The sequence below is a fragment of the Spirulina major PCC 6313 genome, assembly GCF_001890765.1.
Taxonomy (GTDB): domain Bacteria; phylum Cyanobacteriota; class Cyanobacteriia; order Cyanobacteriales; family Spirulinaceae; genus Spirulina; species Spirulina major.
The window spans coordinates 1,093,614-1,112,540 of sequence record NZ_KV878783.1; the positions used below are offsets into that span (position 1 = coordinate 1,093,614).

An 18,927-nucleotide genomic window follows, 5' to 3' on the forward strand; every position below is an offset into this window, starting at 1 on the left:
CCGTGCCGCCCCCACCCGGATTGGCATTGCTGCCGCCGACACCGTTGCCGCCTGCACCGCCCGCATTGCCGCCCAAGCCGCCGATAGGGATGTTGCTGCTGACGTTGCTGCCGCCGCCTGATCCACCGCCGCCGTTGCCGCCGTTGCCGCCGTTGCCGCCGGTTCCGGTGAGAGCGATCGCACCCCCATCGAGCACGCTGGCATTGATAAAAATTCCCGCACCGCCGTTGCCACCGTTGCCGCCGACTAAACCTGCCGCGCCGCCTTGGTTATTTTTGCCACCCGTTGCGCCGTTGCCTTGATCGGTTCCGGGGCTGCCGTGGCCGCCGATGCCGGTGAGGGCGATCGCCCCTGTGGTGATGAGGCTGCTGTGGTTGAGGGTGATGCCGTTGCCGCCGTTGGCTGTGCCTGTGCCGGTGAGGGCGATCGCCCCTGTGCCTGTGTTCAAAGTGGCGTGGTTGATCACGACGGAGCCGGAGCCGGTGTTGTCGGCGTTGCCGTGGAGGGCGATCGCACCGTTGCGGGTGGTGATGTCAGCGTTAACGGTAATGCCGTTGTGGGCCTGGGCAGTGAGGCTGATGCCAGGGGTGGTGAAGGTCAGGGGGGCGTTGAAGGCGATCGCATGGGTGGCTTCGAGGCGGATCGGGCTGGTGGCGGCATTGATCACGGCAGCATCCAGGCGGGAGACGGCGGGAACGTCGGCAAACAGGAGGGTTGGATTCGTGGTGTTGCCCCCCGTGGCGACGATTTCGATATCGATGGGATCGAGGCGGAGGAGGCCCGCTGCACCGTTGGGGGCGAGGGTGTTCACCGTGCCGTGAAAGCCGAGATAGTCCGCCCCGGAGACTTCGACGTTGCCGCCGTTGCCGCCGGTGGGACTGCCTTGGGCGGCAATGTGTCCGGCGAAATGGGTCGCGTGATCTGCCCAGATTGCCACTGTGCCGCCGTCGCTGCCCCCTTGGCCGTTGGCCTGGAGGCGGCTGGTGGCGTTGATATGGGTGCGTTGGGCGGTGAAGCCGTGGCCGGAACCGTTGAAATCGCCCCCGATCCGAATCGTGCCGGGTTGCGACCCGGATACGTCCAACTCAGCACCGAGCAGAGCAACGCGATCGCCCCACACATTCACCGCACCCCCCGGAGCCGCGATCGCCCCCCCAATGATCGCATCACCACCCCGCAGCGTCAGCCCATCCCACGGGCCCGTTAGATGGGCTGGCAGATCCACCGGGCGTAGCGTGGCGAGATCAGCAGGGGTAACGTGGGCGAGTTCGAGGGAGAGGAGGGAGCCGGGGCGTGTCAGGCGGAGGGATGCGCCGGGACGGGGAGCGGCGAGGGTGACGTGGGCAGCGGTGAGCGTGCCTGTGTTGAGGATCAGGGGGGCGATCGCCCCCAGTTCGCCTGGTACGTTTAAGGTTGCCGCATTGACGATAAACCCCTGGTTATCGGGGTTAAACTGCCAACCTGTCGGCTCACCGCTGAGGGTGGTGTAGTCGTTCGTGCCGAAGGCATGAAACACCCCTTCGGCAAAGTCGAGGCGATCGCTCGTCGCCAGGTAAAAACTCCCCGGCACATCCAACCCCGCCCCCGCCCCCATCACCCAACCCGCCGGATTAATCAGGTACAGATTCGCCCCACTTCCCGATAGCCGAATCAACCCCTCAATCACCGAAATATTCCCCCCCACCACACGCCCCAACACATTCGCTAGACCAGGCTGGGTGAGAAACTGGGCAACTTCCGCCGGGTTTAAGCCAAAGTCTTGAAAACTATGGAAGAGATTCGCGCCCCTGACTTGGCCGCCGGTGATGCGGTAGGTGTGGCCGTCGTGGTGAATCACTGTGCCCGTGCCGTCGGGGGCTGGGGTGATCGATTGAGCCTGCGCGGGCAGGGCGCGATCGCACAAGATAACACTCAATCCCAATGCCATCAACCAACGCAACATCGTTAGCATCTCCAGTTATAGACAATTCCTGATTTCACGTTCCTCGGATGGTCTGGGAACGTTGCCCACAGCATAGGCCAAATTGCAACGCTTAGAACGGGGAGCGATCGCGAAATTTTCCGCAGTTCGTGACAAAATGCTGGGGGGATAGTCTAAATTGAGCAAGATAACAAACGACCGCAACGGCTTGAGAGGTGGGGAATGACCAGAAGAAAACGGAGTTGGCTCCAGCAGTGGCGACGGGTGAAGCGTCAGGTGCGATCGCGCCTACATTATTTGTTGTTTTTGCTATTGTGTAGCCTCCTGTTGTCGGGATGTGTGCGTTATGACGTGGGCGTGAACGTGGTGGGGCAATATCAGGGCACGATTACCCAACATATTCAACTCGGCGAACAACTCACTAACTTTAGCCAGCGTGAAGTACAGGACTGGCTCAAAACCCTAGAGCAACGAGCCAAAGCCCTCCACGGCAAGGCCAAACGCAACTCTGACACCGACCTGGAAATCACGATTCCCTTCAGCAACGGTGCAGACTTACACCGCAAGTTTAACCAGTTTTTCAACCCCACCCAGCAGACCCCTGAACAACTGGCCACCGACCCATCACAAGATATTATCGAACTCTCTGCGGGTCTTGGTTTTACCCAAAGTAATTTCCTCTTGGTGGAGCGCGATCGCCTCCGGCTGGAAGTGGATTTGCGCAGTTTGGGCGGCTTGAATGGCGAGACGGCGTTTTTGTTGAATGCCAATACCCTGCTGAATTTGCAATTTAGCCTCACGACCCCCTGGGGAGCACGAGCGATCGCCGCCGAGGATAGCCTGGTGCAACGCCTCGGCCCGCAAACCATTTGGCAACTGCAACCGGGTCAACTGAACTACATCGAGGCCGTGTTTTGGGTTCCGAGTTTCCTTGGCTTAGGAACGGTGGTTATCATCGCCCTCGTGGTGGCCGGCAGTGGGCTAAAGCAGCGCTTTTTTACCCCGGCAATACCCCCAGCGCCGACGGTGGCGGATTAGTTTGGGAGGGTGGAGGCGCGATCGCGTCAGCATCGCTCTAAAATTGGTTTAACGTTATGGGAAGCCTTGCTTCTGCGTGAATCATGAACCTGCGGTCGTTGAAATTTCTGTCGAGTTTGCGTAAAGACAATCGTCAATTTGCTGTCATTGGCCTAGGGCGATTTGGGCGAGCGGTGGCGGCTTCGCTCTATGGCATGGGCTACGAAGTCCTCGGCACCGATATTGACGAAAGATTAGTCGCCTCTGCTCTTAACGAACAAATCGCCACCCATACGGTGCGTCTCGATTCCACAGAACCGACGGCCCTAAAGGAGGCAGGGATTTATGAATTTGATACGGTGGTCGTAGCGATCGGTAACTATGTCCAAGAAAGCATTATTACCACCCTCAATGTTAAAGAAGGCGGCGTTTCCCATGTGGTCGCCAAAGCCTCCTCCCAAATTCACGGCAAACTCCTCGAACGGGTGGGAGCCGATCAGGTGGTGTTTCCAGAGTACGAAGCAGGGTGCAGCCTCGCCTATACCCTCACCAAACCCGCCATTCTCGATCGCTTCGACCTTGACCCCCACCACAGCATCGTAGAAGTCCTCGTCCCCGAAGAATTCGACGGCAAAACGATCGCAGAAATCCAACTGCGCGGCCATTACGGTCTCACCCTCTTAGCCGTCGCCGAAGATGATGACACCTTCGAGATCAATCCCCTCCCCAATGTGCGCCTCCGCAAGGGGACAGCGATGGTCGTTTTAGGCTCAAATAAAGACCTAAAAAAACTCCCCATTTAACCACAAATTCCGGTGATTGGTCATTGCCAAAACCGCCCAGAACTGAAGTTCTGGGCTCAGAGCAAAAACCCGTTAAAACGGGTCCAGATTGAGTGGGCGATCGCCTACTTTCGTGATGAGCCAGGGATTTGAATCCCCGGCGGAGTAGATCGATTAATTATTTAATTGCTACGCAATCTTACGGGCAACATAGACCCCATAACTGATGTAGTCTCGATAGGTTTTATACAGGTTAATTTCGTGCCGTTCTGCGGTAACGATCGCTGCTGCCGCCTCGCTGTGATTATGTCGCGTTAAAAAGTCATCAAAGCGATCTTCCATCGGGTGATAATAGGTCTCTAACCAGGAGGATTCCGGCAAGATGAAATATCCAATTGGAGCATAGCCCTGCTGTTCTAAAATGCTCATTTTCGCCGATGCCACGTCCACTTCAGGATATTCAGTATTCCAATGGTCTTGGAGTTCACGGGGGCGCGATGCCGTGATCCACGTCAGTTCAGAAGCGACTAAAATACCGCCCGGTTTCAGATAACGTCGCCACTGGTTAACCCCATGGGCAAACCCAATATTGTAGATCGCACCTTCTGACCAAATCACATCAAATTGCTCATCCTCAAAAGGCAAATCATCCATCGAAGCGGCCAGGGTTGTGATTTTTTCGGCAATGCCTTGCTGCTGGGCGTGCTGTTTGAGGATCTCTAAAAATTCCGGCAGAAAATCCACCGCCGTAATCTGAGCATTTAACCGTTGTGCTAACACCAGCGTTGAAGCCCCGGTTCCACATCCCAAATCGGCAATTTTTAGCGGTGCGGCGGGGTCTAATTGGGCGAGATTGAGAGCCATTTCAGTCGCGGCATCACTACCCGGCCCTTGACGATCGCCGCCTTTATGGAAGTCGATCAGCAACGTATAATCATCCATTGGTTCTGTTGCAAAGGTTTGACTGGTGCAGAGGGATAGGATCGCCACCCGTTATGCCCATCACAGGCGATCGCTCCCCTTTTTTTCACGCTATATTATGACCCGATCCAGCCCCGATTTACCACTGTTAACCCAACTGATCGCCGCCGCACAACGGCAGCACGCCCCTTTTTATGCACCAGGGCATAAGCAAGGGCGGGGCTTTTCGGCAGCGATGGCAACACTGTTGCAACAGGCGGCGGCCTGTGACTTGCCAGAGTTGCCGGAGTTGGATAATTTGTTTGCGCCAGCGGGGGTAATTGAGGCAGCCCAGGACCTCGCGGCGGCAACCTTTGGGGCAGAGCGGACGTGGTTTTTAGTGAATGGGTCGAGTGGCGGCTTGATCGCAGCAATGTTGGCAATTTGCGGAGAGGGCGACAAAATTATCCTGCCGCGCACGGTGCATCGGTCAGTGATTTCGGGGTTAATTTTATCCGGCGCGATGCCGGTGTTTCTCAATCCGCCCTACGATGGAGCGCGGGATTTGAGTTATGGGATCACGCCGGAAGCCGTGGCGCAGGCGTTGCGAGATCATCCCGATGCGCGGGGGGTGTTGGTGGTGTATCCGACCTATCAGGGGGTCTGTGGGGATTTGGGGGCGATCGCATCCCTCACCCATGCCCACGGCCTACCGCTGATCGTCGATGAAGCCCACGGCCCCCATTTTGGCTTTCACCCCGATTTACCGCCGTCGGCCCTGAGTTTGGGCGCAGATCTGACGGTGCAATCCACCCACAAAGTCCTAGGGGCGTTAACCCAAGCCTCAATGCTCCACGGCCAGGGCGATCGCATCCCCTGGACTCGCCTCAATCGTGCCCTCGCCCTCATCCAAACCACCAGCCCCAGCTATCTCCTCCTCGCCTCCCTCGATGCCGCCCGCGCCCAAATGTCCGATCAGGGAACCGAATTAATGGGCCAAACCCTCGCCCTCAGCGATCGCGCCCATGCCCATCTCGCGCCCATCCCCCATTTGGACGTTTTAACTATGCCTGATCCTGCCCTGCCGGGGTTTTGGCAGGGCGATCGCACCCGGTTAACGCTGTTTGTGGATCGCCTCGGTTGGGACGGGTTCGCCGTTGATGAGTGGCTCCACACCACCCAAGGCGTGACGGCAGAACTCCCCCTCGCCCGCCATCTCACCTTTATCCTCAGCCTCGGCAACACCGTTGCCGATGTGGATTGCCTCGTTGCGGCCATGGCGCAACTTTCGCCCCGCGAACCGTTGCCCCCGTTGCCGACCCTCACCCCACCGTTACCGCCGATCCTTCTGTCCCCCCGCGCTGCCAGTTTTGCCCCCACGGCATCCGTCGCGATCGCCACCGCCATCGGTCAACCCTGCGGCGAGTTGATTTGCCCCTATCCGCCGGGGATTCCCGTGTTAATGCCAGGGGAAACAGTGACCGAGGCTGCGATCGCAACACTGCACCAGATCAAAACCCTCGGCGGGCAATTAACAGGCCTCAATGATCCGACCTTGGAAACGCTTCAGGTGATTATTTAAAAGGGTTGAGATGGCGCGAGATGTGTGGTTGCTAATGACTCCCCATGGAGGCGGGAGTTTTTCGCAGCTTTTTAGGGTTTTGTCTGGTAAGCTGATCAGCATCTAAACTGCATGTCAATGAGCCTGAAGCCCTTGCTCTAAGGGGATCACCCTAGAAATTCAAATGGAGATTAGCTTGACTCAATTCTAAAGGGCTGTCTCTCACCCTTTTCCTCAATCGCTACATCCCCCTTCTCGTCAAATCTTTCGCCCTCTCCTATCCCACTTTTGTCAGTCAATCAGGGGGTGAGATGTCAAGGGTTTTAATCTGCATCGTCAAAAGTATTATTCGGTTGAGTACGGTTTCTTATTATGGGGGGATTTGTCGAGGGGTGGGGAGAATCACGGGTGCATCAGAGGGTAAAGCGATCGCGCAATGCCGGATCTTCTTGAGATAGCAAAATCGGCTGACTCGACAACACTGGACGAGTGGCATAGCGTCCGGCAAAGGCACGAATATATTGATCAATCGCATAGTTCGTCTGATTCCACACCGCCACCCCCGCAATATCCGGTGGAATATCCCGCAGGATTTTGTCAAACACCGAAACATGGTACGCCAGAGCGTGGGCAGAGGTCATGGCACAGCAAGGATGTTCCAGGGCTTGGCAGTTCGGTGCGAGGGGAAATTGATTCCCCCACCGATGCCCCCCCATTTGAAAAATCTGCCAATCTATCCGCTTTAACTCTTCAACACAACGTGATACATCCTCAAGAATAGTATCTAAAAAAAGTGCATCATCTTCAAAGACAAGCACATTATCAAGACCTAATTGTTGAGCACGTTCAACAATCGTTCGATGGGATAATGTACAGCCAATATGATGAGATTCAGGGGTTTCAATCGCAGAAAAACGATGCACTCGGTGTAAAATTCCAAGTTTATAAAAGCGTTGTTCCATAATCTCCCACCGCTCAGGCTGTCGATCTAAGTTAATGCAATAAATCGCATCAAAATAGAAAAATGGATTTTCCAGTTCGGTGCTGATCTGTTGCTTGACTGTCGCAAAAGCACGGTGACCAAAATAATGCGCTCCATGCTCAAACATTGGCTCAAGTGACCACCCTAATTCGTGAAAGGCGATCGCATGATTCCGGATTGTCTCTTCCCAGGGCAACCACCCCAACGGGTTCGGATGCGGCGACGGACAAACCCTCAAACGCGACCACCCCAAGAACGGTAGACACTTCACCACGCCCCCTTGACGGCGATACTTTTCTTGTAAATAGCCAATCAATCCCCCGTCACCCAAAAAACGCGGATTCAGACCCGGCCAAGCCTCACGATGACAGGCGAATAAGCCTAGATCTTGCATCGCGATCGCAAAAGGCTCCCCCGCAATATCCTGACCCCGTTCATCACAACCCGACACCCCAAAACGTCCCTGCGACCATTGCGGTTCTAAATGAGTCGATTCAACAGCTAAAGTCTCCGTTAAGATTGGCCCCTGCCACAAATCCAGTGATGTTGACTCCGTTTGGCAATGGCGTAAAAGCTGCTGGATTGCGCCGGGACGGATTAACACCCCCGCCTCCAGACACAAAACATAAGGTGTGTTGGCCTCTTGCATCAACCGCTGGATTAAGACAGCTTGACTCGTGTGATCATAATCACAGAAAAATCGAGTTAATGGTGTACCGTAAGCATTACCCGGAGGTAGCTGCGCCTGACCCTGTCCATTAGATGTTCCCGCCACCACAATAAACTCTACAGAGTCTAAAACATCAGGATGGTAAAACTTGAATGTTTGAAGAGTCCAATCGATCAGGGTAAGATCTGCCAGGCTAATAATTCCAATCGTAAGCGGATGTGAACTAGAATTTTTAGTCTTCATCATCATGAGTAAGCTTAATGTTCATAAAAAAATCTTGAAATAGCTTACCATTTTTATTGATATTCTTTAGCGAATCAACACAGTCAATGTCAGGTAAATTCAACTCTATTTCTCCGACTGAGTTACCGAGTTTCTACGCTCAGACCAAACCCAACCACATTCCTGGGCTTGAGGTTCACAGCATTGCAAATGAACTCCTCATCTATTCCTTAGAGTTAGAAGTGAGTGTGACCCTCAATGCCTCAGCGCAAGTGATCTGGAATTTATGTAATGGTCAATCTAGCATTACTGAGATTATCGCTTCTCTGGCTCAGAGTCATGGCTTAAATCCCGAAGAAATTGCCTCGGATGTCATTACAACAGTAACCCGACTTCAGCAAGTTGGACTATTAGAGCTTTCCACTCAAGCACAATAAAAATTTTCTTTCTTCACATAATTTTCGATTACTTTTTAGGGTATGCAAATATACATTATCTCTTGGGCTTAATAATGGCGATGAAAAAAGAATTAAATGAGACTATCCAACACCAAAAATCAATGATATAGTTGAGAACTATAGCAAGCCTATTTGATTTGCGAAGCACTCAGTCCTGATCAACAAGGGGCTTAAGCTCCTTGCCTGTCTAGAGCTTCTTTAGGCTTGCGATAAGAGGTCAAAGTACAGAATATGCATATCCATGGCAATTTTAAATTATCAAGGTCACTCCATTGACCAGCAAGCAGAAACTAGGTTAGTCAGCCTTACGGATCTGTGGAAAGCGGCTAAACGCCCCGCCACCCAACGCCCCCTAGCTTGGGTGGGTTCCGTCCCTGTCCAAAAAGTGTTGGGCAGTATGGTGATGGAATCTCGTGCGGAAGCCATCTATGCTCCTCGACAAGAGTCGATCACAGGGATTGTGGGAATGCTCGTCACCGAACGCCAAGGAGGGACGCTGAGAACCTATGCAACCCCTGAGATTGCGCTGCTCTATACCCATGATCTCGGTGAAGAGATTCACGAGTGGGCATTGCAAGGGTTGGGCGCAGCATCGGGTACGCGCTGGCTCGCTCAATTGGTTCGAGGGCAGCAGGCGGAGGAACAGTATCGGCTGAAGCGACGCGCATTGCTGACGGCTGGGTGGGCGATTCCGGTGGTAACGGTGGTGGGGTTAAGCCAACACGCCCAAGCGCAGGTTTCGGGTCAATCGACAACCACAACAACGACAACGGCTGCAACGACGACGGCTGCAACGACGACGGCTGTGACGACGACGGCTGCAACGACGACGGCTGCAACGACGACGGCTGTGACGACGACGGCTGTGACGATAACATGACCACGACCAACCTCCCCCCCTCCATAAGATCCCTAGGTTAATTCTTATCTGCCTGGCATCTCTCTTGCTTGGGTAGTGGTTTCATGTAGTGAAATCTAGGGGTTCAACGCCTTGATTGTTCGTTATCTTTTCACTCCATCTTGTACCACTACCTTTTTTAAAGTCTTGAACTGAGTGAAGCTGAAGTCTCAGATATCGAACGCTCTCATGTTGTTTTGGCGATTTTCGAGATGTTTAAGCGTTATTTTTTATGCAACCATCAACCTCACTCAGTGACTCTATTTTTGTCCAAATTGCGGCTTATCGTGATCTAGAACTTGTGCCAACGGTGCGAGACGCGATCGCCCAAGCCGCCCAACCGGAGCGGATTCACTTTGGGATTTGTTGGCAATACGCCGATACTGAACTACACCTGATTGATTTATTACAAGACATCCCCAACTGTCGCATTACCGCCATTCCCGCCAAACAAGCTCAAGGCCTTGGCTGGGCACGCAACAAAGCCCAAAACCTCTGGGACGGTGAAGCCTACACCCTGCAAATTGATGCTCACATGCGCTTCGCCCCCCGCTGGGATGAGACCTTAATCACGATGTTGGCCCAATGTCCCAGCGAAAAACCTGTATTAAGCTCATATCCACCGGCTTATGTTCCCCCGCGAGACCTGGTCAGCCATACCCCCGCTCGTATGCGGGTCACCTATTTTATTGATCAGTGGGATCTCCGCCCCCAGGCTTATGGGGACTTAAGTGATTGTGATGCCCCCCAACCCGGTTCATTTATTGCCGGAGGATTTAGTTTTTCCTCAGCTCAGGTTATTCAAGAAGTCCCCCAAGATCCCAACATTTATTTCACCGATGAAATTCCCTATGCGGTGCGTTTATGGACTCATGGTTGGGATGTTTACCATCCTCATAAAGTGGTCTGTTGGCATTTTTATGGTGCAGGAAAAAACCGAATTGGGAATTGGGATGATAACCGTAGTTGGTGGCAGCGACAATGTCGTACTGCCACCTATACTAAGCAACTTTTGGGGATGGAACCGAGCACCCGTGATTTTGGCTGCTACGGGTTAGGCAAGCAGCGATCGCTTGCTGAGTTTGAGGCGCGAGTTAATGTCAATTTCAAGAAAAGAACGATCAATGGGGTGGTGGCAGATACCGAAGATGTTGCAGAAAAATCATCATCGTCAGAGCGCGATCGCACTCGCGAAAATGAGCTGCTCATGCTCTGTAGTCAACCCAACCATTCTGAGCTTCAAACCACCAAGCTGCTAGATTTAGCTCAGAATCACCTAGACTGGGATTACGTCCTGCGAGTCGCCACAGAACAGGGCATTATTCCCCTTTTATTTCAGAACCTCATTCAACACAACACGATTGATTTGTATTGGCAAGCAAAGCGTGATCTTAATCATGAATATCACGCCAATGTTATTCATAATCTGCAATATCAACAAGAACTTTTAACAATTTTAGGGCTGTTCCAAGCTCATAATATTCGAGCATTACCCTATAAAGGCGTAACATTAGCGATCGCTGCCTATGGTGATATTGTGCGGCGGCAATTTTGTGATCTAGACATTCTTGTTGATCCTGAGCAATTTATGCTCGCTCAAACTATTCTCACCGAACATCACTACCAAGCCCTCACCCCCAGTTCTGACCATGCCTGGGATTTTGTTCTGAGTAATGGCAAAATCACGCTTGATCTACATCGCTATCCAGTCCCTAAATTCTATGCATTTGATTTGACCTTCGATACCCTTTGGGAACAGGCTCAATCGGTTAAAATTCAAGATCAAATCATCATGATACCGTCCCCAGAAGACATGATTTTGATGTTAAGTATTCATGGCTTAAAAGATCGGTGGCGGCGGTTAATCTGGTTACGTGATTTAGCCGAAATCTTGCGATCTACTCCTGATTTAGATTGGGACTACATCTTAAAAACAGCACAGAAATTAGGTATTCAGCGGACGCTATATGTTGGGTTTAAATTAGCGCAGAGGGTTCTTGAGATTGAACTTCCTGAAATACTCACAGCATCAATGTCGCAGGACTCACAGCTAGATTGGTGCTGCAATTATTTACATAATCAACTGTTAGTTCCACTCAATAAATTACCTCAAGGTTTAGCTGCGATTATTGACTCATTTCGACTCGATTTAGGAGTTCGAGAACGCTGGCACGATCGAAGACGTTATATTTTGTTACGAATTCTATCCCCGACAAGCCGCGATCGCACTCTCCTAAACTTACCCAACGCCTTGAAGTTTCTATACCTCTTCATTCGCCCGGTACGCCTAGCCTATCGGTTTGCCTTTTCCCGCGTCCAACGTTTGAAGCAAGCCGAGTCAACTCCATAACCCTGTGACCTGCAAAGATGGCTCAAACAATGGTGTTTTCGTTTTGGATCACTCTCCAGGCTAAACAGGTTTATCTAAAGACAGACTTATCGGAAATTGCTGCACTCATTACCGAAGGATTTGCGGCGATGTTAGCCGACGATGAGCAGCAAATTATTGCTCAATTTTCAATCGTTCGGAAGGGTCAGGATTATCACGTTATTGATCAGGATACTGATCAAATCCTAGAGATTATTCATGATCGTGCGCACTGTTTCATTCAGCTTAAGTATCATGTCATGACCGCGTTGATTCAGGCGAATACTCAATGGCTTTGGTTTCATGCTGGAGCTGTGGCAAATCCCAACGGTGCAGTCCTCTTTCCGGCTACCGCTGGGGGTGGTAAAAGCACATTGACAACTTTTCTAACTCAACAGGGTTGGCAATATTGTAGTGATGATGTGGTTCCCCTCGATTTTTACACACAACAGATTTATCCTGTACCGCAAACGCCTCGCCCTCGTGGCGAGATTTCAACGTTGTTGAGTGCTCATCAACTCACCCAGGTCAAAAAACAGGCTGTTTCGTTCACGCCCCAACAGATCAGCGATCGCCCCCATCCTGTTCAAGCAATTATCTTTCCCCATTATCAACCAGACTCTGAAACGAAAATTCATTCTTGCTCTCCGGGACAAAGTATCACATTCTTACTGCAAAACTGTATTAATTTTCCAGATCATAAAACTCAAGCCATGCCTTTTTTAGTGAAGCTGATCCAACATATTCATCATTTTGAATTGGTGTATAGCGATCGCACGGCAGCTTGCTCTCAACTAGAACATCTTTCTCAACGTAATTGGTCTCTCGATCCTTGAACTTGCATAAAATTAGCTTCTAGAATCAACTCCCAACTGAGCCAATCCACTCTCCAGTGAAAATTGTGGTCTAATGTTCAGAAGCTGTTCTGCTTTGGTTGTATTTGCGAGCGAATGATGAATATCACCAGAACGAATTGGGTAATATTGAATTTTGCCGTGCCATTGAGGAAAGTTACATCGTAAACCTGTAATTAAGTCCAGTAGAGAAGATGACTGTCCCGTACCCAAGTTGATCGCTTCAAAGCTGCCATGATCGAGAGATACCGTTAAGGCTTGGCTGAATGCGATCGCTACATCTTGCACATAGATAAAGTCTCGTTGTTGGGAACCATCACCATAGATCATAATGGGCTTGTTTTGCTCCATAACTTGCTTAAAAATAGAAACAACATCACTATATTTTGAATTGACTTGCTGCTTGTTTCCATACACATTAAATAAACGCAAGGCGATCACTTGAAGTTTTAAACGAGGAGCAAACAGTTGCAAGTATTGTTCACTGGCGAGCTTTTGTAATCCATAGGGAGATGTGGGAATACAGGGTGTAGATTCTGCGATCGCATCATTTCCATCGCGAGCACCGTACACAGCGGCCGAACTTGCAAAAATCACTTTGGAAATCGAAAGTTTTTGACAAAGCTCAATCACTTTAACCGTCGTCGAAAGATTGTGATGATGAATTGAGATAATATTTTGCCAAGAATGATGTACAGACGGAATTGCAGCAAGGTGAATAATCGCATCAATAGGGGTTATGAAAGTCTCAGAAACTACATTCACAATATCCTCTGTAATCACATTATTCTGAAGCGATCGTGGTAAACCTTCTAAGTGTCCTGTAATCAGATTATCAACAATAGTGATTTGATGACTACGCTCTAGATGGCGAACAAGATAGGAACCAATAAAACCAGCACCACCAATAATCAAAACATGCATGAAATTAGCAATAAAGTATTTTTACTATGTACCTTTATTGTAAAGATTATCGAAATCAATATACAGCCTTTACCTTAATAACTAGGCACAGGAACAGCATTTGGTAAACCAGTTGTTCAAACACTTTGTAAGCTGATCAGGGTCTAAGCTGCATGTCAATGAGCCTGAAGTCCTTGCTGCAAGGGGATTGCCCTCGAAATTTAAATGGCGATTAGCTTAGTGTACCTTGTATTGTAGGTAAAGGCTGTAACTCTCTTCTATCACTGTGGGAAATTTCAACGAATTCTCGTGATCACAGCCAACGAAAGAATCAGCGTTTGAACCCACTCTGACAGAAGAGAGGTAAGAATTTTATATGGAGATTCTCTGGATAATTTTCTTATTAGCATTTTATACAGATTGTTTCCCCGTCATGATCGCTACTTCACTTCCTCAAAAGCGTCTGGGCATGGTTCGAGAGGTGATCCATCTCAAACATCCGATCACGCAGAGCAAACTGACATCGATTGCATTAATGCTGAGGGGATGCTGGCCTTAGTCTTGAAAGGCTTTGAGGCAGACTTTTTGGGGTTGGCTGTGGGCTTCGTTTAAGGCGGCTTCTACTGCCCGTAGCATGACTTCATAGGAGAAGGTGCGCCGGGGAATGAGGCTGGCAATGCCAATGCTGATTGTGATGATTGGGGTGGCGGCTTGGCGGGGATGGTTGATCTGGAGGGCTTGGATGCGTTGGGTCATGGTGTGGGCGATCGCGATCGCAGCGTCGGCGCGGCATTGGGGTAAGGCGATCATGAATTGATCCTCTCGATACCGTGCGAGAAAATGATGGATATCGGTTAGGGTTGCATAGAGGTGCTGCCCCACTTGGCCAAAACAGCGTTGACCCGCTCGAAAACCATAACTTTCTTCGTAGGCCATGAATTCATTGATTTGGCACAGCAACAGGGTTAAGGGCAACGCCTGGTGAGTGAGCAGATCCCATTGTTCAATGAGATATTGCGTCATGGTTTGGCTGTTCGGCAGGGTTTTGATCGGGTCGAGATCTGCGTCATTGTCATCATTTGGCTCGGTGAGTACCGCGATCGTCATTAAGCGTAACTGGAGGGTTAAACGGGCGATCGCTTCTGCTTCATAAAATGGGTACTCTAAATAGTCCGCCCCACCCACGGCAAAAACCCGCTCGCGATCGCACGGTCGGGTCGGGGTTCCCACAAACAGCACCGGCAAGGGTCGATTTTGAATCGCAGGGGGCAGCACGGTACAGAGATGATAACTATCTAGGGTTGGCAATTCCGTCGCGAGGAGGATTAGGGCGGGTAAGCGGGTGGCGATGGCGGCAGCGATCGCCGGGATATCGTCCACCGAGGCGCACCAGTGCAGTTGATAGTTTTGGGTTTGGCTGAATTGCTGAAACCACGCTGCAATGCTGGCATCAGCAGTGATCAGGAACAAAACAGGCGCAGGGGTCAGCATAGGGTCAACAAGGGCGACAGGGTTGCTAGAAAACGACAGTTTGAGGACAGAACAGTCCGCACCATGGAGACGCTGGCGAGCAAAAGACGTACCGTGAGGAACCGTAACAAACAGTTACAATGTGGTGGAGGGTTAGTGGCGAATTCATAACCGATTCTCGCAATCCGTGATGAGTGATAATCCGTGTAATAGGCAGGCCACGGTTGCCCTGAAGCCTGAGGGGGTAGCGTTGAGCGTCGCCATCACGTCCATTGATGGTCTTCATTAAACCTGTTCAAGAATGAGAACTGCTAGAATTTTGATACTAGAGGATGCTGCTTATGTTACAGATACTTTACATTTTGGTCTTTACTGTGATCGCTTTTTTCGCGGTGAGTAATTTGATTCGGAGTTTGGTTACCTTAAACATCGAATCTAATCGCCGTGTCCGGACTGGCCCTCAACCCCAAACGAACAGAGCACGCCGCCCCGTCTCAGCACCCCACCCTGAACTGTTAGACGACTATGGTCAACCCATTGATGAACCCTTGCTTGTGGTGCGTTCCATCAATGTAGACGATGCGCGTGAAAAATTGGATGCCCTGTATAAGGCCTCTCCCAGTTCATCTCCAGAGCCGACGGAAGAATCTTAACGCGGATCTGCGGCGGGGTCAGCCAATGGCAAGGGCGCGATCGCAGTTTGGCGCAAGGGTACGATGATGAACGGGATTAGACCGGCATGGGAATTTATCAAGTCCGCTTCGCTACGGAGGCTGATGCGCCCTGTTTAGTGGAGATTCACAATCGCAATGCTCGTGGGGCCTGTGACCGTTTTGATCGGGGTTTTTTGCTGGAGCCAACGAGTTTAGACGCAGTACAGGGAGCCTTGGGCAAGGGAACACGGTATCTAGTGGCAGTAAATGAGGGCGATCGCATCCTCGGTTTTGTCATGATCGCCCTCTCCCTGCTTAACCCCGTCCTGCGAGATAAAATTACCTGGACTAATCCCCACATCCCCGCCCAGACCCAGCGCGACAATCATCGCTATATTCAAATCTTGGCCGTTCACCCCGACGTGGCAGGGCGAGGGGTGGCCCGCACTCTCTATGAATCGCTCCCGATTCAGTTTCCCAATACCCTGTTTTCTGCCATCGTTGTCTGGCAACCGATTCAAAATCAGCGATCGCTCCAGTTCCATCAACGCCAAGGGTTTATCGAATTGGGCCGACTCCGCGCCGAGCAATTTCTCGACCTCCATAACTATGAAGCGATCGTGATCGGCAAAGCCACCCCACCCGCCACCTGGGATAGTTGATCAAGGTTGGATCGGGGTGCTTAAACATCCGGTGATCCAACCCTGATCACAAAAAAGACCGGAAAAATCTCCCTTGCGAATATCACCGTGAATCGCGTGAGCCTGACTTAGGATATGGTGAACGTTGATCCTGTGGTGTGATGCCCATGCCCCGCACAATTCCTGAAGAAAAACGCAATTGGTTCCGGTTTGTCTTTCAACTGCGAGCATCTGTGCTCCCCGCGATTTTGCCGCGCATTTTGGTTTGTTGTGGGTTTGCCCTGGGGGTGACGATGGTTCATCGGCAGGGTTGGCCGGTGTCGTTGCCGGTCGAAAGTAGTATTGTGCCGAGTTTGGTGCTGGGGTTGCTGCTGGTGTTTCGCACCAATACCGCCTACGAACGGTTTTGGGAGGGGCGTAAGCAGTGGGGGACGTTGGTGAATACGGTGCGCAACCTGGCGCGGCAGATTTGGGTCGCGATCGCCGCCGAAAACGCCCAAGACCGGGCCCAAAAAATCGCGATGATGCGGCTTTTGGTGGCCTTTGCCGTGACCACGAAACGCCATCTTCGTAGTGAAACGATGGCCTGTGATGAACTTGCGCCATTGATGCCTCAGCAGCGGTGCGATCGCCTCACCACCATGCACAATCCCCCCCTGGAAGTGGCCTTTTGGATTGGGGACTATCTGCAATTACAATACGATCGCGATCGCATCACCGCCTATCAACTGGCGGCCATGTTCAAACTGCTCGATACAATGGTGGATGTGTTAGGAGCTTGCGAGCGCATTCTAAAAACCCCCATCCCCCTCGCCTATTCGATCCACCTCAAGCAATTATTGCTGATCTACTGTCTCGGTCTTTCGTTTCAAATGGTGGATGAGTTTCGCTGGTGGACGGCGGTGGTGGTGGGCTTGGTGTCCTTTACCGTGTTCGGGATTGAGGAAATTGGCATCGAAATTGAAAACCCATTCGGCTACGATCGCAATGACCTCCCCCTCGATCAAATCTGCCAAACCATGGCGGCGAATATTGAAGACCTAATCACCCTTTCCCCCTCCGTCCAACAGTGGCACAAGCCCCCCTCCACCCTAGACGAATAATGCAGACTGAATCCCATGGCTGACCGTATTCTCCTGTGGTATCGCAATGATCTCCGCCTCCATGACCATGAACCGCTCCATCGTGCGGTGCAGACGGGTGGGCAAATCATCCCGGTCTATTGCATCGATCCGCGTCAGTTTGGCCAGACTCGTTTTGGATTTCCGAAAACGGGACAATGGCGCAGGCAATTTTTAGCCGCAGCGGTGGCGGATTTGCGGCAGAGTTTGCGATCGCACGGCAGCGATCTTATCCTCCGGTGGGGCGAACCAGAAGTGATCCTTCCCGATCTCGTGCGCACCCTCAAGATCACCGCCGTCTACGGTCACGCCGAAGCCACCTCCGAAGAAACCCAGGTGGAACACCGCCTCAGCACAGCCTTACAATCCCTCGGCGTTCCCCTGCGTCTCGTTTGGGGCGCAACCCTCACCCACCCGGAGGATCTCCCCTTTTCCCTCCCAGACCTGCCGGATCTGTTCACCCGATTTCGCCAACGGGTTGAAGCTGCCGGGCAGATTCGCCCCCCGTTTCCCCCTCCTGCCGCCTTGCCGCCGTTGCCTGCCATTGATTCGGGGGAATGGCCGCAAGAATTAGAACGATTGGAGGGCGATCGCACCCCTGATCCACGGGGAGTGTTAGCCTTTCAGGGGGGCGAAACCGCCGGATTCGCACGGTTACAAGCTTATTTTTGGCAGAGCGATCGCCTCAAAACCTACAAAGACACCCGCAACGGGATGCTCGGCCCGGACTATTCTTCCAAATTTTCCCCCTGGCTCGCCCTCGGCTGCCTCTCTCCCCGCTACATCTACGCCGAAGTCCGCCGCTACGAAACCGAACGGGTGCAAAATGATTCCACCTACTGGCTCATGTTTGAACTGTTATGGCGGGATTATTTTCGCTATGGGGCGGTGAATGGGGGCGATCGCCTCTTTCATGTCACAGGACTGCGGGGAATCAAACTCCCCTGGACGGTAGATTGGCCCCAATTTGACCAATGGCGGCGGGGCGAAACCGGGTATCCCCTCATTGATGCCAATCTGCGCGAACTGGCCCACACGGGCTTTATGTCCAATCGCGGGCGGCAAAACGTCGCCAGTTTCCTAACCAAAAACCTGGGGCTGGATTGGCGACTGGGGGCAGAATGGTTTGAATCTCTCCTGATTGACTACGATGTGTGCAGCAATTACGGCAACTGGAACTACACCGCTGGAGTGGGTAACGATGCCCGTGGCTTCCGCTATTTCAACAGTCTCAAACAGTCCAAAGACTACGACCCCCAAGGGGACTACGTTAAACATTGGCTACCCGAACTCGCTGCCCTGCCGCCTCACCTCGTCCATGAGCCATGGCGTTTAACCCCGGAAGAGCAACGGCGGTATGGGGTGCAGTTGGGGGTAGACTATCCGCGGCCGATGGTGGATTTTTTCATGTCGATTCGGCAGCAAGAACAACGCTATCAAGAGGCAACGGGTCAAGCCGCTGCCTCCCCTCGCCGCAAAAAATCACGCCCGCCACGATCCGAGTAG

16 protein-coding genes are annotated in these 18,927 nt (G+C 51.9%); 11 read left to right on the forward strand and 5 right to left on the reverse strand.

The window, feature by feature from the left end:
- Positions 1 to 1,942: two-partner secretion domain-containing protein (locus SPI6313_RS24690; RefSeq protein WP_175551072.1), on the reverse strand; the 1,942-nt coding region annotated here is incomplete at its 3' end.
- Between the two features lie 201 nt (positions 1,943 to 2,143).
- Between SPI6313_RS24690 and SPI6313_RS04790 the strand changes: the two genes are divergently transcribed.
- Together SPI6313_RS04790 and SPI6313_RS04795 are read left to right on the forward strand one after the other, a co-directional pair.
- Positions 2,144 to 2,959 (forward strand): DUF3153 domain-containing protein, encoded by an 816-nt coding sequence (locus SPI6313_RS04790; RefSeq protein WP_072619976.1) that lies wholly within the window; start codon positions 2,144 to 2,146, stop codon positions 2,957 to 2,959.
- 83 nt (positions 2,960 to 3,042) lie between these two features.
- On the forward strand, positions 3,043 to 3,741 hold the full coding sequence (locus SPI6313_RS04795) for a potassium channel family protein (RefSeq protein WP_072619977.1): 699 nt from the start codon (positions 3,043 to 3,045) through the stop codon (positions 3,739 to 3,741).
- Between the two features lie 168 nt (positions 3,742 to 3,909).
- Here SPI6313_RS04795 and SPI6313_RS04800 read toward each other — a convergent pair whose 3' ends face one another.
- The gene (locus tag SPI6313_RS04800; protein ID WP_072623000.1) at positions 3,910 to 4,662 is read right to left on the reverse strand and encodes a class I SAM-dependent methyltransferase; all 753 of its coding nucleotides are present in this window, start codon (positions 4,660 to 4,662) and stop codon (positions 3,910 to 3,912) included.
- Positions 4,663 to 4,759: 97 nt separating this feature from the next.
- On the opposite strand from SPI6313_RS04800, the gene SPI6313_RS04805 reads away from it, so the two are divergent.
- The gene (locus SPI6313_RS04805) at positions 4,760 to 6,202 is read left to right on the forward strand and encodes an aminotransferase class I/II-fold pyridoxal phosphate-dependent enzyme (protein ID WP_072619978.1); all 1,443 of its coding nucleotides are present in this window, start codon (positions 4,760 to 4,762) and stop codon (positions 6,200 to 6,202) included.
- Positions 6,203 to 6,594: 392 nt separating this feature from the next.
- Here the strand turns inward: SPI6313_RS04805 and SPI6313_RS04810 are convergent, their stop codons facing one another.
- Positions 6,595 to 7,938: a glycosyltransferase family 25 protein gene (locus SPI6313_RS04810; RefSeq protein WP_175551073.1), complete on the reverse strand. Its 1,344-nt coding sequence runs from the start codon at positions 7,936 to 7,938 to the stop codon at positions 6,595 to 6,597.
- Positions 7,939 to 8,162: 224 nt separating this feature from the next.
- On the opposite strand from SPI6313_RS04810, the gene SPI6313_RS04815 reads away from it, so the two are divergent.
- From SPI6313_RS04815 to SPI6313_RS04830, 4 genes are all read left to right on the forward strand, one after another.
- Positions 8,163 to 8,492 carry a PqqD family protein gene (locus SPI6313_RS04815; RefSeq protein ID WP_072619980.1) on the forward strand — a complete coding sequence of 110 codons (330 nt, stop codon included), beginning with the start codon at positions 8,163 to 8,165 and terminating at the stop codon, positions 8,490 to 8,492.
- Positions 8,493 to 8,754: 262 nt separating this feature from the next.
- Positions 8,755 to 9,393, forward strand: a complete 639-nt coding sequence (locus SPI6313_RS23355; RefSeq protein ID WP_175551074.1) for a hypothetical protein — start codon at positions 8,755 to 8,757, stop codon at positions 9,391 to 9,393.
- Between the two features lie 250 nt (positions 9,394 to 9,643).
- Positions 9,644 to 11,761: a GlcNAc-transferase family protein gene (locus SPI6313_RS04825; protein ID WP_072619982.1), complete on the forward strand. Its 2,118-nt coding sequence runs from the start codon at positions 9,644 to 9,646 to the stop codon at positions 11,759 to 11,761.
- A gap of 17 nt (positions 11,762 to 11,778) precedes the next feature.
- Positions 11,779 to 12,615, forward strand: coding sequence for a hypothetical protein (locus tag SPI6313_RS04830; protein ID WP_072619983.1), 837 nt, complete (start codon positions 11,779 to 11,781; stop codon positions 12,613 to 12,615).
- 12 nt (positions 12,616 to 12,627) lie between these two features.
- Here SPI6313_RS04830 and SPI6313_RS04835 read toward each other — a convergent pair whose 3' ends face one another.
- Together SPI6313_RS04835 and SPI6313_RS04845 are read right to left on the reverse strand one after the other, a co-directional pair.
- On the reverse strand, positions 12,628 to 13,557 hold the full coding sequence (locus SPI6313_RS04835) for an NAD-dependent epimerase/dehydratase family protein (protein ID WP_072619984.1): 930 nt from the start codon (positions 13,555 to 13,557) through the stop codon (positions 12,628 to 12,630).
- Positions 13,558 to 14,091: 534 nt separating this feature from the next.
- Positions 14,092 to 15,027: a diguanylate cyclase domain-containing protein gene (locus SPI6313_RS04845; protein ID WP_072619986.1), complete on the reverse strand. Its 936-nt coding sequence runs from the start codon at positions 15,025 to 15,027 to the stop codon at positions 14,092 to 14,094.
- A 320-nt stretch (positions 15,028 to 15,347) separates the two neighbouring features.
- Between SPI6313_RS04845 and SPI6313_RS04850 the strand changes: the two genes are divergently transcribed.
- The 4 genes from SPI6313_RS04850 to SPI6313_RS04865 all read left to right on the forward strand — a co-directional run bounded on the left by SPI6313_RS04850 (position 15,348) and on the right by SPI6313_RS04865 (position 18,927).
- Positions 15,348 to 15,659 (forward strand): DUF2973 domain-containing protein, encoded by a 312-nt coding sequence (locus SPI6313_RS04850; RefSeq protein WP_072619987.1) that lies wholly within the window; start codon positions 15,348 to 15,350, stop codon positions 15,657 to 15,659.
- Between the two features lie 86 nt (positions 15,660 to 15,745).
- The gene (locus SPI6313_RS04855; RefSeq protein ID WP_072619988.1) at positions 15,746 to 16,321 is read left to right on the forward strand and encodes a GNAT family N-acetyltransferase; all 576 of its coding nucleotides are present in this window, start codon (positions 15,746 to 15,748) and stop codon (positions 16,319 to 16,321) included.
- 146 nt (positions 16,322 to 16,467) lie between these two features.
- Positions 16,468 to 17,403, forward strand: coding sequence for a bestrophin family protein (locus tag SPI6313_RS04860; RefSeq protein ID WP_217650504.1), 936 nt, complete (start codon positions 16,468 to 16,470; stop codon positions 17,401 to 17,403).
- Between the two features lie 15 nt (positions 17,404 to 17,418).
- Positions 17,419 to 18,927, forward strand: a complete 1,509-nt coding sequence (locus tag SPI6313_RS04865; protein ID WP_072619990.1) for a DASH family cryptochrome — start codon at positions 17,419 to 17,421, stop codon at positions 18,925 to 18,927.

Coding starts and splice junctions, on each gene's coding strand:
- SPI6313_RS04800 (WP_072623000.1), bottom strand. CDS start 4,662: ATGGATGATTATACGTTGCTGATCGACTTCCATAAAGGCGGCGATCGT.
- SPI6313_RS04855 (WP_072619988.1), top strand. CDS start 15,746: ATGGGAATTTATCAAGTCCGCTTCGCTACGGAGGCTGATGCGCCCTGT.
- SPI6313_RS04795 (WP_072619977.1), top strand. CDS start 3,043: ATGAACCTGCGGTCGTTGAAATTTCTGTCGAGTTTGCGTAAAGACAAT.
- SPI6313_RS04850 (WP_072619987.1), top strand. CDS start 15,348: ATGTTACAGATACTTTACATTTTGGTCTTTACTGTGATCGCTTTTTTC.
- SPI6313_RS04845 (WP_072619986.1), bottom strand. CDS start 15,027: ATGCTGACCCCTGCGCCTGTTTTGTTCCTGATCACTGCTGATGCCAGC.
- SPI6313_RS23355 (WP_175551074.1), top strand. CDS start 8,755: ATGGCAATTTTAAATTATCAAGGTCACTCCATTGACCAGCAAGCAGAA.
- SPI6313_RS04815 (WP_072619980.1), top strand. CDS start 8,163: ATGTCAGGTAAATTCAACTCTATTTCTCCGACTGAGTTACCGAGTTTC.
- SPI6313_RS04865 (WP_072619990.1), top strand. CDS start 17,419: ATGGCTGACCGTATTCTCCTGTGGTATCGCAATGATCTCCGCCTCCAT.
- SPI6313_RS04805 (WP_072619978.1), top strand. CDS start 4,760: ATGACCCGATCCAGCCCCGATTTACCACTGTTAACCCAACTGATCGCC.
- SPI6313_RS04790 (WP_072619976.1), top strand. CDS start 2,144: ATGACCAGAAGAAAACGGAGTTGGCTCCAGCAGTGGCGACGGGTGAAG.
- SPI6313_RS04835 (WP_072619984.1), bottom strand. CDS start 13,557: ATGCATGTTTTGATTATTGGTGGTGCTGGTTTTATTGGTTCCTATCTT.
- SPI6313_RS04825 (WP_072619982.1), top strand. CDS start 9,644: ATGCAACCATCAACCTCACTCAGTGACTCTATTTTTGTCCAAATTGCG.
- SPI6313_RS04830 (WP_072619983.1), top strand. CDS start 11,779: ATGGCTCAAACAATGGTGTTTTCGTTTTGGATCACTCTCCAGGCTAAA.
- SPI6313_RS04860 (WP_217650504.1), top strand. CDS start 16,468: ATGCCCCGCACAATTCCTGAAGAAAAACGCAATTGGTTCCGGTTTGTC.